This window comes from Rhizobium sp. PP-CC-3G-465 (assembly GCF_004343445.1).
In the GTDB taxonomy this organism is placed as follows: Bacteria; Pseudomonadota; Alphaproteobacteria; order Rhizobiales; family Rhizobiaceae; genus Ferranicluibacter; species Ferranicluibacter rubi.
In genome coordinates, this window is the sequence record NZ_SLYH01000009.1 from 82,685 (window position 1) to 96,790 (window position 14,106).

Genomic DNA, 14,106 nt, shown 5'->3' on the forward strand with positions numbered 1-14,106 from the left:
GCTTTTCACTATTGCATCGGAGATACAGAAATGTCTGAACGCCCCTTGAAGGCCGGCCTTTTCGGCATCGGTCTGGAGGCCTACTGGCCGCAATTCAAAGGTTTGGAAGCTCGGTTACGCGGCTATGTCGATACTGTCGAGGCAAAGCTTGCGCGCCCGGGTGTCGAGGTCGTCAACCTCGGGCTGATCGATACGCCCGAAAAGGCGCTCGAGGCCGGCCATCAGTTTCGCCAGGCCGATGTCGACATCATTTTTCTCTACATTACCACATATGCCCTGTCGTCGACGGTTCTGCCGGTGGTCCGGCGCGCCAAGGTTCCAGTGATCATTCTCAATCTGCAGCCGACCGCAGCCATCGACTATGCTGCCTTCAACGCGCTCGGCGATCGCACCGCGATGACCGGCGACTGGTTGGCGCATTGCTCGGCCTGTCCAGTTCCCGAAATCGCCAATGTCTTCCATCGCGCAGGCATCAGCTTTCACCAGGTGACTGGCGTTCTGACCGGCGATCCCATCGTCGAGGAGGAGATCAACGACTGGATCGAGGCGGCGCGCGTGGCGCATGTCATGGCGCACAACCGGCTCGGGGTCATGGGCCGTTATTACAATGGCATGCTCGATATCTATTCGGATCTGACGGCCCAGGCCGCGGCTTTCGGTACGCATATCGAGGTGCTGGAGATCGACGAACTGGCGCGTCTCCGCAATGAGGTTAGCGAGGCGGATGTCTCCGCCTGCCTCGCGACGATTGAGACCGAATTCGATGTCCAGCCGGATTGCGACCCGAAGGAACTGGCGCGAGCGGCAAAGACGGCCGTGGCGCTTCGAAGGCTGGTGACCAAGAAATCGCTCGGATCGCTCGCCTACTATTACGAATCCCAGCCCGGCCATGACTACGAGGATATTATCACCTCGGTCATCGTCGGCTGCTCCATGCTGACGGCCGACGGGGTTCCAGTTGCTGGTGAGTATGAAATCAAGAACGCCCAGGCCATGAAGATCATGGATAGCTTCGGTGTCGGCGGCTCGTTCACCGAGTATTATGCCCTGGATTTCGCCGCCAACGTCGTGCTGATGGGGCATGACGGGCCTGGGCATACCGGAATTGCCGAGGGTCGCACCAAGATCCGGCCGCTACAGGTTTTTCACGGCAAGGTCGGCTCCGGTGTCAGCGTCGAAATGTCGGTCCGGCATGGACCCGTGACGCTTCTTTCGGTTGTCGAAAATGCCGGTAAGATCAAGCTGCTCTGCGCCGAAGGAGCCTCCGTTGCCGGTCCGATCCTCGAAATCGGCAACACCAATAGCCGGTATCAGTTTTCGCTAGGAGCCCGGCGGTTCGTTGAAGCGTGGAATGCGCAAGGACCGGCTCATCACTGCGCTGTCGGCGTCGGACATATTGCCGGTCGTATCGAAAAACTCGGAAAGCTCTTGAATTTAGATGTCGTCAAAATCCACTGACAAGACGGGTAGCTATGCTGGGCGTCCACATAGTTTCGTTTTGACCGGCATCATCAGCCTTGGACGTCTTCGAGCCGGGCAAGAAACTTGGTTTCTCTGATTGGGCCCTTTGGGAAAGGACGAAAATTCCGCCAATTGTATATTGCCGCAATGTCTGATAAAAAATCGCCGTCGAAAGAGTGCTGACCGGATGGTAGCCCGGTCGCCGTCTTCACGGACGGCAACTCTTCCCTTTGGGGTATCCGCGACACCTGGACCGGCTTGCCGGTTTCGAAGGTGTGTCTGCTGATAACCCCGCGTCATCGTCGGCCCACCTTCTCAGTTAGTTAGAAGGAAGTACGACTTTGAAACTTACAGACAACACAATTCTCATAACTGGCGGCGCATCGGGTATCGGCCTCGCGCTCGCGCGGCTGTTGTCCGAGAAGGGGAATCACGTCATCGTATGCGGCAGAAGCCAGGACACCTTGGACAAGGCGAAAGCTGAAGTGCCGGAAATTGTGACGCGCATCTGCGATGTCGCTGACAGAGACAGCCGACAGGCAATGGTGGAGTGGCTAAAAGCCGAATACCCGAAGCTGAATGTGGTGATAAACAATGCGGGTATTCAGGCGCAACGTGACTTTACTGCCGATCCTCATGCCGACACGCTCGATCAGGAAGTCGCCATCAATCTCACGGCCCCCATCCACTTAATCATAGAGCTGATGCCTACACTCAGGCAGCAGGAGCAGGGCTTCATCATCAACGTTAGCTCGGGTCTGGCCTTCTCGCCGATGGCCGATGTTCCCGTCTATTGTGCCACGAAAGCTGCGTTGCATTCGTTCACGCTCAGCCTGCGTCACCAATTGAAATCGACAGGCGTTCGCGTGGTGGAAGTCGCGCCTCCAATCGTCGATACCCGGCTCGGCGGCAATACGCGTAGTGGTGGCACCGCCGCGCAGATGATGGTGACACCTGAGGCCTTTGCCATAGAGGCGCTCGCGCAGCTTGAGGCTGACAAGGATGAAGTATTGATTGGTATCTCTGCCAAAACACGTGAACTGGGCGAAGCCATGTTTGAGCGCATGAACAACCGCGGCTAAGGCAATGCGGATTGCCGCAGTCGTTGCGGCAATCCCTTTTGAGTCGAGCTGTACTATCTCGGAATATGCGTCTGCCGAAATAAACACGTCAGGATAACGATTCGTGAAAATATTGGTAGTTGGTGCAGTGGGTGAAACCGCCGGTCTGGTCGTACCGGCGCTCGTTGCGCGCGGAGCCGATGTGCGCGGGCTTGTGCGCCACTCGGAACAGGTTCAAATCGCGAAGGACCGTGGCGCTGGCGAGGTGGTTGTGGGCGACCTCGGCGATATAAAAAGCCTGGACGTCGCCTTGGCGGATGGCGTCGAGGGGGTGTTTCACATTGGTCCTGTCTTCACGCCGAATGAGGTGCAGCTAGGGCTTAACATGGTTGCGGCTGCGCAGCGCGCGGGCGTGCGCAAATTCGTGTTTTCCTCTGTAATCCACTCAATCTTGGACTTGCCCAACCATGCGGCCAAGGCGCCAGTCGAAAGGGCATTAGTGAATTCGACGCTGAATTACACGATCCTCCAACCGACAATGTTGTTCCAGAACTACGCAGCGTCATGGACCACCATACTGGAAACGGGGTGCATCGCCGAACCTTGGGCACCCGAGACGCGCTTCAGCCGCGTCGACTACCGCGATGTCGCCGCGGTGGCCGCGATCGCATTTACCGAGGACAGGCTGGCCTACGGTACCTTTGAGCTGTGCGCACGGGGCATTCACTCCCGTCCAGATCTGGCCGGCAAACTGAGCAACACATTGAAGCGCTATATTCGTGCCGGAACGATCGACCGCAGCATGCTTACAGACGCACCAACCGATATGATCAAGATGTTCGAGCACTATGACCATAGCGGCCTGCTCGGTAGCCCGCTTGTCTTAGAGTCAATTCTCGGGCGCGAGCCAACGACTTTGGATGCGTACTTCGAGGAGCTCGCAGCGGCTCGTAGACGCGAGGAGAATGATCCGCTCCAAGCTGGATAAGTGCTCTTCAGCCGTTAGATTCAACGAATATGAAGGCACCGATGTCCTGCGGGACGTTGAGGTGGAAGCGCCACACGCAGGCCCCGGTCAGGTGCGCATCGCGGCGAGTGCGCGGGGGTCAATCCGATCGATTGGAAGCTGTGGTCCGACGATGTTCACGACTTTATGCCGCTGACCTTTCCAGCCGGTGTTGGCTCCAAAGCGGCGCGCATCGACGATGAGGCCGGTGCTGGCGTCTCGGGTGTCACCATCGGTGAGGCCGTTTTCGGCTATGGGCAGATACTGTAGCCGAGCAGGCAGTCTTGAGGAACTGGGTGCTATCCCGACGACCTATTTACCAGTGCTTGTCGCAAAAATTTAGAGAATTGGCGCCGCGGGGCGTGAACGCACCGCCCGACCTGGCCGCTGCCGGCTTTCACGCGCGCGCGATCGCCGACTATCTCGACCAGCTCCCGGATAGAACGCCTTTTGCGGCTTCGATGTCAGGCAAGCCACCTCGATTGACGCGACCGCCGATGGATGTTGTAAAGCTGCGCTTGCGCAACCAAGCAGCCAAGTCCGACGGGCGTTGCGTGAACTCGGCACGCTCATGTGCCTATTCGAAGTCAGTCATGTGGTACCAGAACTTTGCGTTGCTAAGGAGCGAAGCCTTGGCCGTTTGATCTTGCGATTGATCGTTCTGAAAGAATGGTGACAGAAACTGACCCCATTCTGGCCTAAGTATGTTTGGAATTGCAGAGAGACCGATAACCCTCTCTCGCACGACACTGGGAAGGATTTGAACGTATGCCCGAAGTTAAATCAATCGAGGCTGCTTTAGTCACCTGCCAGAAGGCTGAGGCAATCCGATGAAACGAATTCAATATAGCAGGTATGGCGGCCCGGAGTTGATGCGGGTCGAAGACTTCAAACTGCCCGCAGTCGGAAAAGGTGAGGTTGCCGTGAGCGTCAAATTTGCGGCTATCAATCCTATCGACTGGAAGCTCCGTGCCGGGCAGATGAAAATCGTCACCGGCAGAACCTTTCCGCGCGCCATGGGAATGGATTTTTCTGGGATCGTCACGGCTATCGGCGCTGGTGTTACGCGGCTTCAGGTTGGCGACGCGGTGTTCGGTCTTGCTAAGTTCAAGGAAAGCGGTGCGCTTGGTCAAGCGGTGGTGACAAAAGAGGCCTTTCTGGCTGTGAAGCCGGATAATGTGTCCTTCAAGGATGCGGCCTGCCTTGGCACACCGGGTGTCACCGCATGGAACGGACTTATCGACAAGGCAAAGCTGCAATCTGGCCAGCACGTATTCATTAACGGGTGCGCCGGTGCCGTCGGCGAAGCAGCCGTGCAGATTGCACAACTTTTCGGGGCAACAGTCTCGGGAAGCTGTAGTGCACGCGACGTGAAGCGGGCCGGATCGCTCGGCGTAACGAGCGTATATGACTATCGTACCACGGACGTATCCAAGATCGCTTCTCGTTTCGACGTCGTCTACGATACGGCGGCGACGCTGACCCTTTCTGACGGGATGAGCATGCTGAGAGAAGGAGGCGTTTTCCTGGACTTGAACCCAGGGCTCGGCAAGTTCATTCGCGCAGTCTTCGATCGACGGCTGAAGCCGATCATTGGCACTCCCCGCGCCGAAATCCTGGATAAAGTCGCCGAGGCGGCGGGGGCGGGAAACTTTGGAATTCCAATAGGAAAACTTGTTTCACTGGACCATGCTATTGCGCTCATCGCCGAGCTCGAGAGGGGCGGCAAACTGGGTGGCAAGGGCGTCGTGGCAATGGAGTAGAAATGGCAAGAAGTCATCGGCTTTTTGACTTGATGCAAGTCCTTCGCAGACATCGTGCAACGGTTTCGGGGCAAACGCTTGCCAACGAACTCGGCGTGTCTCTGAGAACAATACGCAGAGACGTGGCCACTCTGCAGGGTATGGGTGCAGAAATTGATGGTGAGGCAGGCGTCGGTTATATCCTGCAGCCCGGATTCCTTCTCCCCCCGCTCTCGTTTACGGACGAGGAGGTCCAGGCGCTGGTGATTGGCGCGCAGTGGGTTAGTCGGCAGACGGACGACAAGCTGGCCTTTGCAGTGACAAATGCGCTGGCCAAGATCAATGCTGTTCTTCCGCCTGACATGCGATCCGTTCTCAGCGACGATATGGTTTATGTCGGACATCCCATGAAGACTGCCGGCCCCTTGGATCTCAGCGAGGTTCGCAGGGCACTGAGGGAGCAGCGCAAACTGCGCGTCACGCTGTCTTTGGCAAATCTCAACCTGGAAAGTGCGATCATCTGGCCCATCATGCTGGGGCTGATAGAATCGAAACGGTTTATCGCGGCTTGGTGTGAGCTCGACGGCAGATTTCGTGTCATCGAATTGGACGACATCGCAACGGCGGAGGTCCTGGCTGAGCGGTACACACGAAGCCGCCGGTTGCTCGTAAAGGAATGGCGGTCCAAAGAGATCAGGCCTTGTAATAGCGAAGGCGAAATTTGTTGAACCTAGCCATGATGCGAAGACGTTTTGCGTGGTGCCGAACGAATTACCGACAAGCGATCGTAGCGAAATACCATTTATCCGTACCGACGAAAGCTGTTATTCACGTTAAAGTTCCATAATTTATATTATGTGATTTATTTTTGTAGCCGGGTTGAAGTTCCTGTTTCTTCAAATTTGGAGTGTCACACTCCCCGTGTTTGAGAACGCGGAGACGAACAGGTGGGATTGATAGCGATGAGCGAGCGCGTTCTGCAGCGCATCGAAATTTTGTCTAAGGTCATCGCGGGTTGGGAGACGCTACGCGTCGTTTGAGCCCTTTCAGCGACATCACTCTGCACGCCCACGTTAGCGTCCGATGTACGCCACGTGTCATATCTGAAAGCCGAGCGTAACATATGCCGTGGTGCACGATAATTAGACGCGCTAATTTTTTGTGCGTATTTCCTAACATGATCCCTACCATGAAAACACTTCGTTCGTTATTTTCGATTCTGGTCAAGGAGCGCTTAGGTCCTCGCAGGGGCTAGCGGTCGTGCAAACGTTCCGTTGAAGGGAACCGCAGGACGTTGAACCATGGTGTGAAGAGGCAGATTTATGATGTCCCCATTCAAAAACACGTGCCTGCTGTGGATTTCGCAGGGTCGAAGTGTCCTCGACATCTCGCGGATCACTGGACGAACCACAGCCGAAATCGAGTTTTGTCTGACAGGGGCCCGCGCATCGCCTTGCGTGCCATCGCTGGACGATGCAGACGGTAAGGCAACGTTGTCGGAAGGCAAGGGTTCAGAAGCGGGTGGTGATCGTTAGCCAAGAAAAAGGGACTGAAACGTCTACCGAACGGTCTACGGAGTGAACCGTCGGGACATTTCCCTCAACCAAAAGACCAGAGTGTCGAATGTTCCTTACAGTAACAGGAGATCCACAATTGCTGGCAAGCACATTCTCTTTTTGGTTGAGGCATTTGGCATCGCGTTTCTGGAGGTAACCTTTCAGCGCGATAGGCATCTTTGTTATGCCGGCTGTCGCGCATCCTTTGTCTTCGCGTGAAGGAGGCCATCGACAGTCTGTCTCGGTCGAAGACGGTGCTTCATAAAAGGCTTTTGGAATGCAGTCTGCAACGGCAGCGAGCGAGACGCCGTTCCGCCACGTGAACTGAAATTCCAGTCCTGGCCAACGCTGCATCTCTTAAATGGCGTCCTGGCCCAGATCCGGATCTTCCACGATCAACCCGTGAAGGTCCGCAGCCACGCTGCGGCCGCTTGGCGCTGCCCGCGCCCGTCTCAGGGCCTTTTCGGAGCCATCGAGCGGGAATTGGCCCGCTCCCGAATGGAGCCGATCAAGATGTCGCACGATCTTTCCCTCGCACAGTCCCACGCTTTTCGACTTTCCCGTGATCTGATGGTCCCGGTCACCGCCTTTGCAGTCGACGGTGAGTACGGGGTCCTGCCCTCCGCCGAGATCGACGCAGACGACGACCTCAAGGTCATCCATGAATTTCATCCCTGGGCGGCTCATTAAGCCGCCATCGCCGTCCCGGCTGCCGCTTGCGAGCCGGCGGTGGCAAGGGAAGCTTCGCCGCGGCTGTCGAACCCTTTGCAGGATTCAACAATTGCCAGCCGCGCCCTTGCCGCCTTTGCTTTTCGCGCCGGATGGGACGGTGTCCGCGAAGCGTGCGGACAAAGAAAACAAGAAAGGACGATCGCGGTGCGATCTGAAAAAGATGAAACGAAGAGATATTGAAGAGATCCGCGAGCGGGTCGGATGCGGAGCCGTTCTGGAGACATCGGGCTTTGCAATCGATGTAAAGGAGAGCACCCGTCGCGCTATGAAATACCGCCGTGGCGGTGCGATCGTCATCGTCACCCACGATGATCGGGGCTGGTTCGATCCCCTTGGCGACGGCAAGGGCGACGTGTTTTCGCTTGTAACGCACCTCGATGGTGGTGGCTTCATCAAGGCTTTTGACCGTGTTGCGGGTCTCATCGGCTTCCAGACGGTCGAGCCCGACTGGGCGAAAGCACCAGCAACAAGAACGGCGACTGGGACGATCCGTGATCGATGGATCTCGCGCAGGGATCCTTGGCCAGCATCGGATACCTGGCGTTACCTGCGGTTCACCCGCTTTATACCAGCCCGAATTCTGAAGGGTGCCATCAGACAGGGTGTACTTCGGAAGGGGCCTTATGGAAGCATGTGGGCCGGCCATGTTGACGATGACGGCAACATCTGTGGCTGGGAGGAACGCGGCCTGGACTGGCGGGGCTTTGCGACGGGCGGTGCGAAGGTCCTATTCCGGCTCGGCCCATCCGACGCGCAACGGCTCTGTGTAACGGAAGCCGCCATCGACGCCATGAGCCTCGCTGCGATCGAAGGCATGCGAGAAAGCACTCTGTATCTCAGCACGGGCGGCGGGTGGTCGCCGAACACGGATTTAGCGCTGCGACATCTGGCTCGTCACCAAGACGTGCAACTGGTCGCTGCAACCGATGCCAACCAACAGGGCGAGGCCTATGCGCACCGGCTTCGGGAGCTGGCCGAAGAAGCTGGTTGCAACTGGTCGCGTCTGCGACCGCCGGCGAACGACTGGAATGAGGTGCTGAAACAACGGGAGGAGGGAAGAAGGAAGAGAGAGACGGAAAAGAACAACGTGCCGCATTCGCGCCGCCCGCATCAAGGGAGGCTTCGCCCGGCCTTGCCGGCCCTTGACCCGGGCGGACACGATGCCGGCGGCCCGGGAGAGGTCATGGAGGATTGAAGAGATAAGCATGGTCGTGACGACGGTGCTCGCTTCGGTCCGGACGTGTCTCAAGGAGCCGAAATGAACACCTCTCCCAAAATCCGCAAGGTCTTTCAGGGCGTGGCGACGCGCCAGCAAATGTTCCGCATGTTCGACCGTCACGCCCAGCGGCCGGACCGATGGGATGGCGATGCCTCACCCCGTTATGCTTTTGAATGGTTCGAGATCACGGATGCCGAGAACGACTATATGTTCGAGGTGCTCCCTTCGCTCTGGATCCGAGGATCGATCTTCGCCATGCGCGAGTATCTGACGGGCTCGGTGACATCGGTGTTCTTCAACTTGCGCATCGACGGGGCCATCCGCCACTTCCATGGCTATTGCGATCTGTCCGACAACTCCTCCGTCGAACATATGCGCGTGGCAATCGTCGATCGGGAAAGTCGCCCGGTCCGGTCGATGTCCCAAAAAGAGCGGCTGGAGCACATCTGGAGCAGCACGGCTGACGACTATCGTGGCTATGCGGGCGATCGATGGCCACAGCGCAACCGTGGGCACCGCACCGTTGTCCTCTACGGCGGCAGGGAGGGCACGTTTCTGAAAATGCTCGACGACCTGACGGACGATGAAATCTCCGCCAAGCTGCCGGTGCATCTGAGGCACCTCCCCTCCTCCATCGCCGCCTGAGCGGGCAACGTCTATACAACCGGTCGCAATGAGTGGCCGAACTTTCCCACAATCGGCCCGGCCAAATCCTCCATCTCTGTATGATTTTCGAACTGCCCGCGCTGGCAGATCGAGAAATTGCGCCTTCAAAAAGGAGTTTCATCCCATGAGCAGCAATCCCTTTTCATTCGATATGTTCGGCAACACCGGGCTCTCTTCCACGCTTAATCTCGGCATCAACGGGCTTGGTGGCTGCACACCCGAAGCGGCAAACGACGACGAGCCCGATCCGACGCCGCCAGCGCCGGCCCCTGCCCTGGCGGCACCGATATCGCCCGGCTGGAACGCCTGCGCGCAGCACACAACCACGACCAGCATGCGGTTCGCCGTCAGATCCGCGATGCCGAGCGCGACATCGACGTCTCGGAACGCCGGATCACCGAGATCGGTCAGGACATCGAACACGATGTCCGGACCGAAGGCGATGCGTTCACGATGACGGTGGTATGCCCGCGTGGCGACAGTGATACTCTGAGCCCGTGCGCGGCCATGCGGTTTCGCGCGATCGAGCACGAAGCCACGGATCGCGGCCGCCGTATAAACCTCTGGATCAGTGCCGAGCGACACCAGAAGGTCGATCAAGATTGGCTGATAGGTATCGAGTGTGGAATCCTTGATGCCACGCTGCTCCCTCATCCAGCATCGGAACGCGGCAAGCGCCGGCCAGGTCTCTTCCAGCGACGGGTGCAGTTCTGGAGGCAGAATGTTCTTCTCGTGCAGATAAGAGAGGAACAGCCCGGCCGCACCCTGCGGAGCGCGGGCACTCTTGCTACCCTGGAACACCGCCGCCGATGCGGCGAAGCCAACGGCGAGCGTGTCGATCTCGAAGCCGGTCGCTTGTACCCAGTCGCCCCACAGTGCCAGCAGGCGCACCACCTCCACGATCGTTGCAGGCGAATAATTCCGCTGGGATAACCACTCCCTGAACCCATCGACATGCGGCTGTAGCCAGTTGATCCGAACATTCATACTGCGGCGATGTCTGTACTTTCGCTTTGTCACTATTACCTCCAGTTGCTTGTCGGCGCCGGAGAAGTCCGGCGTGTTGAACAAATCGGAGGTTTAAAATCCATTCCAGCAGTCGGTATGCAGCTCATCCGTTATCGGCACGGCGAGTTTGGCCTCACAGGCCCACCTGTCTTGCTGCTGGTCCTGAAGATGATGGCAATGACATCGGTAGGGGCGATGACGCTGCGACAGCGGTGTTCCTGCTGATGATGAGGCGATCATCCACGTCGTTCTCTGCCGACAATGCCGCGAAGCCCCGATACGGCCTCTCATCTCGGCTGGTCTTGCGCCGGTCCGGCCTTGGCCTGCAACGGCTTCGCCGACCTTCTTCCCCTGACCGCAAGCGGCCATTCCTCGCGAAGCAACAAGCTCGGCTACCGCCGTCCTCCGCTGGCGCTGTGGTCCTTTGGATGCAGCAGGCCAACCCGTCGACTCTCGACCGCCATCGAGGCCGCATCGGGCGGCTTCGAACAACTCTCAGGAGAAACGACAATGGCTCAGATCGGCACCTTCACCCGCGACGAAACCGGCGCCTACAACGGCACCATCAAGACCCTCACCCTCAACGTCAACGCATCCATCAAACCCTGCGACCGCGACAACGATCGCGCCCCGGACTTCCGGGTCACAGCAACGGGGGTCGAGTTCGGAGCCGGCTGGAGCCGGACCGCCCGGGAAACCGGCGCCGAATACCTCTCGCTCAAGCTCGACGATCCGTCCTTCACGGCTCCGGTCTATGCCTCCCTCGTCCAGGGCGACAAAGGCGAGCACAAGCTCATCTGGTCACGCTGACCAGAACCACGGCGCTCCGCTCACAGCGGGGCGCCCTCATTCGATCACATAGCCCAGCGCGCGATAACCCAATCGTCGCTTTGCGGCCATCCGGGCCAGCACCGGAACGGTGCTGTCGACATAATCGACGACCAAGACGTCCCGCTTGCCATCATGCTGACGATGCAGACGTCCGACATACTGCGCCAAAGTTCCTTTCCAGGCGATCGGCATGGTGAGGAACAACGTGTCGAGCCGGGCGTCATCGAAGCCTTCTCCGATGTAGCGGCCTATCGCAAGTATCAGGCGCTCATCATCGTCTGCGACATTCAACGCTGTGTGGGCTTGCTTGCGATCCTTCGCCGACATGCCACCGCGCAGCACCACCAGATTTTTCACGAACGGCGAGAACTTCTGCTGGAGATAATCGAGGTGATCCTTACGCTCCGTCAGCAGTATGGGCGAACGTCTGGCCTCAAGGGATTTCAGCACGTCATCGAATATCAGGTCATTTCGGCCTTGGTCCTGCGCAAGGGCCGCATAGATCGCTGGCATTGACGGGCGCTCTGCCGAGACGAGTGACGCTGGCAACTCAAACTTCGTCGAACGGTCGCGGGCACGGTGGCGAATACCACGCTCGGCAGCTTGGACTCTTGCATCAACCCGATGGCGAACGGGGCCGCATTGCATGAAGATGATCGGATGATGACCGTCCTTTCGGGCAACGGTGGCAGATAAGCCGACGACATATCGCGCCTTGGATCTGCGAGCGACAAGTTCAAAACTTGCAGCGGACAGATGGTGGCACTCATCGACAATCAGATGACCGTAATTTCCCACGATGTCATCAACCTCGCCATTGCGAACCAGGCTTTGGATCAGCGCCACATCAATGATCCCTGTCGGCTTCCTTTTCCCGCCACCGATGATGCCGATCTGCTTTGGGTCGATGCTCAGGAAGGAACTCAGACGCTCTACCCACTGGGTGAGAAGCTCCCTGCGGTGAACAAGAACCAGCGTGTTGCGGCTTCGATGTGCAATGAGTGCAGCAGCGACAACTGTCTTGCCGAAGGCGGTCGTCGCGGCGAGCACGCCGTTATCGTTGGCGGCAAGAGCATCAAAGGCCCGCGATTGTGGCCGTCGCAGTTCCCCTTGGAACGAGACGCCGGCGGGTAGCGCATCTCCGTCTTCGCGGTGATCCTCCAAAATGGCGGTCGCGCCATGGCTCTTGATGAGCTCAATTGCTTCGTCGAAGCAGCCTCGTGGCAGCGCGACATGGCGCGGATGAAGCTCGGCACAGGAGATGATCCGCGGCTTGCCGAATGTCGGCAATCGCATTGCTTGCGCACGATAAAATTCCGGGTTCTGGAATGCTGCCAGGCGCACGAACTGCGCAATCAGCGCGGACGGAAGCTCGGTCCTATCGATGTAAACCTGGTCGGCGATCACGACCTTGATGCTTTGCGGGATCGCAGCCTCAATTCGCCGCGGCTCGCTCCGACGTGACGGCAACATCTTCCACGGCTCATCGGCATGTTCGTCATCGACTGGCATCCGGACGCCCAAGACCCGCCCCGACAATTCGGCTTCGTCGGCGATCCTGAAGACTTCGTCCGCCGACAACCTGGGTAAAGACGACAGGTATGCCCACTGGTCATCGTAGGGTTGCAGGTCGCCATCGACAAAAACGCTGTTTCCATTTTCGCGAGCTTTCCTTTGCAGGGGAAGCGCGATCAGGTTGCCGAAGCCGCCAAGTGGCATGGTATCCTGGTTGGGAAAGAAACGGTCATAAGACGTGAAGCCGATCTCGGGGCGGTTCTCCATCGTCTCTGTGATCAGTGCGGCCCCCAGTTGTCGGGCGACCTTCGCGGGAACGGGTTCGGAGAAGAATATCCAGACATGGCCGCCGTTTCCCGACCTCGACCGTTCGAGGGCTGCGGCAATTCCTTTTGCATGACAGGTTGCCAGCAACGCTCTGGTATCGTCCGCCCAGCTTTCCTTGTCGAAGTCAGCAGCAAGGAACCAGCATGTTTCGTCTTGCAGCAATGGATATACGCCGGCAACAAAGTCGCTTGAACGGGCATCGCCGCCACGAAGGTGCTTTTCGATGATATCCTCGGAATACGGGATGAACGCCTGATGCGGGCAGGCCCCACATTTCACCTTCGGCTTGCCGCAGATTCCTTTCGCCCATTCGTTGGAACAGGATGGCGAATAGCCGGTGCGTCCATCTTTTCTATTTTCCCATCGTACAGGAAAGACATCTGGGCGCCCGGCAAACAACTGCCGGAACAACTCCACCTTCTCTATCGACGGTGAGCTGTTGGTAACAGAGGCACCGGCGAAGGCTGGCTTCTCGGCGGCAACCTGGCTATCGGAAATCAGCTGTTGCTCAAACGCTTCCAGTTCACGCTCAAGCGCCATCCGCTCGTCATTCAGATCGGCTAACCGCCGTCGAATGCGAGCAATGTTCTCCCAAGCATCATTCTTTTCCGCCAACTTTGCAGCTTTCGCCTAAATGATCATCGGGATCAGCATAGGCCAAAGACGTCCGCATTTTAAGACGCACTATCCATCTCAGCGGCACAGAAGGATCCGCAATTATGCGGAGTAAAATCCACCGCAAACCCCGGCAAAGCAGGCTTCAGCGACCAACGCTCCGCATAATCCCGCTCTCTGCATAATCCGTGTTATGCGGTGCACCGCATAATGTCGAACTGGGTGCTGCTTGGCAGAAGCGCTCCGAGCAAACCGACCGCGACTACCTCTCGGTCAAGCTGGAGTCGGGTAGGCGCGGCCCGTTTCCAGGCCGCGCCCCCCTAAGAACTGCACGTGCGAGTTTCCCCGCATGCAGCTCAAGCCTCTG

10 protein-coding genes and 2 pseudogenes are annotated in these 14,106 nt (G+C 58.0%); 10 read left to right on the forward strand and 2 right to left on the reverse strand.

The features are described from left to right. The first annotated feature begins 30 nt into the window (after nt 1–30). The 5 genes from C8J33_RS22240 (at nt 31) to C8J33_RS22260 (ending at nt 5,998) form a co-directional block, all read left to right on the forward strand. On the forward strand, nt 31–1,458 hold the full coding sequence (locus C8J33_RS22240; protein WP_132665375.1) for an L-arabinose isomerase family protein: 1,428 nt from the start codon (nt 31–33) through the stop codon (nt 1,456–1,458). 344 nt (nt 1,459–1,802) lie between these two features. Beyond that, complete coding sequence (locus C8J33_RS22245) at nt 1,803–2,543, forward strand: SDR family oxidoreductase (protein WP_132665376.1); 741 nt, start codon at nt 1,803–1,805, stop codon at nt 2,541–2,543. 103 nt (nt 2,544–2,646) lie between these two features. Continuing rightward, the gene (locus C8J33_RS22250) at nt 2,647–3,510 is read left to right on the forward strand and encodes an NmrA family NAD(P)-binding protein (RefSeq protein WP_132665377.1); all 864 of its coding nucleotides are present in this window, start codon (nt 2,647–2,649) and stop codon (nt 3,508–3,510) included. Between the two features lie 848 nt (nt 3,511–4,358). Further along, on the forward strand, nt 4,359–5,291 hold the full coding sequence (locus C8J33_RS22255; protein WP_132665378.1) for an NAD(P)-dependent alcohol dehydrogenase: 933 nt from the start codon (nt 4,359–4,361) through the stop codon (nt 5,289–5,291). 2 nt (nt 5,292–5,293) lie between these two features. Beyond that, nucleotides 5,294–5,998 (forward strand): helix-turn-helix transcriptional regulator, encoded by a 705-nt coding sequence (locus tag C8J33_RS22260; protein ID WP_132665379.1) that lies wholly within the window; start codon nt 5,294–5,296, stop codon nt 5,996–5,998. 1,185 nt (nt 5,999–7,183) lie between these two features. On the opposite strand, the gene C8J33_RS27125 is transcribed toward C8J33_RS22260, so the two are convergent. Beyond that, nucleotides 7,184–7,489 carry a hypothetical protein gene (locus C8J33_RS27125; protein ID WP_165910785.1) on the reverse strand — a complete coding sequence of 102 codons (306 nt, stop codon included), beginning with the start codon at nt 7,487–7,489 and terminating at the stop codon, nt 7,184–7,186. 229 nt (nt 7,490–7,718) lie between these two features. Here C8J33_RS27125 and C8J33_RS22270 point away from each other — a divergent pair, with 229 nt between their 5' ends. The 4 genes and pseudogenes from C8J33_RS22270 (at nt 7,719) to C8J33_RS22290 (ending at nt 11,261) form a co-directional block, all read left to right on the forward strand. Next, nucleotides 7,719–8,753, forward strand: a complete 1,035-nt coding sequence (locus C8J33_RS22270; RefSeq protein WP_132665385.1) for a DUF3991 and toprim domain-containing protein — start codon at nt 7,719–7,721, stop codon at nt 8,751–8,753. Between the two features lie 63 nt (nt 8,754–8,816). Next, complete coding sequence (locus C8J33_RS22275; protein WP_132665380.1) at nt 8,817–9,422, forward strand: DUF1419 domain-containing protein; 606 nt, start codon at nt 8,817–8,819, stop codon at nt 9,420–9,422. Nucleotides 9,423–9,728: 306 nt separating this feature from the next. After that, a pseudogene (locus tag C8J33_RS27620) lies at nt 9,729–9,908 on the forward strand (hypothetical protein); the annotation flags it as partial. Nucleotides 9,909–10,961: 1,053 nt separating this feature from the next. Beyond that, nucleotides 10,962–11,261: a DUF736 domain-containing protein gene (locus C8J33_RS22290; RefSeq protein ID WP_132665381.1), complete on the forward strand. Its 300-nt coding sequence runs from the start codon at nt 10,962–10,964 to the stop codon at nt 11,259–11,261. A gap of 36 nt (nt 11,262–11,297) precedes the next feature. Here C8J33_RS22290 and C8J33_RS22295 read toward each other — a convergent pair whose 3' ends face one another. Further along, the gene (locus tag C8J33_RS22295; protein ID WP_132665382.1) at nt 11,298–13,739 is read right to left on the reverse strand and encodes a DEAD/DEAH box helicase; all 2,442 of its coding nucleotides are present in this window, start codon (nt 13,737–13,739) and stop codon (nt 11,298–11,300) included. A 212-nt stretch (nt 13,740–13,951) separates the two neighbouring features. Here C8J33_RS22295 and C8J33_RS27955 point away from each other — a divergent pair. Beyond that, nucleotides 13,952–14,106, forward strand: a pseudogene (locus C8J33_RS27955) (DUF736 family protein); the annotation flags it as partial.

Coding starts and splice junctions, on each gene's coding strand:
- C8J33_RS22270 (WP_132665385.1), top strand. CDS start 7,719: ATGAAACGAAGAGATATTGAAGAGATCCGCGAGCGGGTCGGATGCGGA.
- C8J33_RS22240 (WP_132665375.1), top strand. CDS start 31: ATGTCTGAACGCCCCTTGAAGGCCGGCCTTTTCGGCATCGGTCTGGAG.
- C8J33_RS22260 (WP_132665379.1), top strand. CDS start 5,294: ATGGCAAGAAGTCATCGGCTTTTTGACTTGATGCAAGTCCTTCGCAGA.
- C8J33_RS22290 (WP_132665381.1), top strand. CDS start 10,962: ATGGCTCAGATCGGCACCTTCACCCGCGACGAAACCGGCGCCTACAAC.
- C8J33_RS22255 (WP_132665378.1), top strand. CDS start 4,359: ATGAAACGAATTCAATATAGCAGGTATGGCGGCCCGGAGTTGATGCGG.
- C8J33_RS22275 (WP_132665380.1), top strand. CDS start 8,817: ATGAACACCTCTCCCAAAATCCGCAAGGTCTTTCAGGGCGTGGCGACG.
- C8J33_RS27125 (WP_165910785.1), bottom strand. CDS start 7,489: ATGGATGACCTTGAGGTCGTCGTCTGCGTCGATCTCGGCGGAGGGCAG.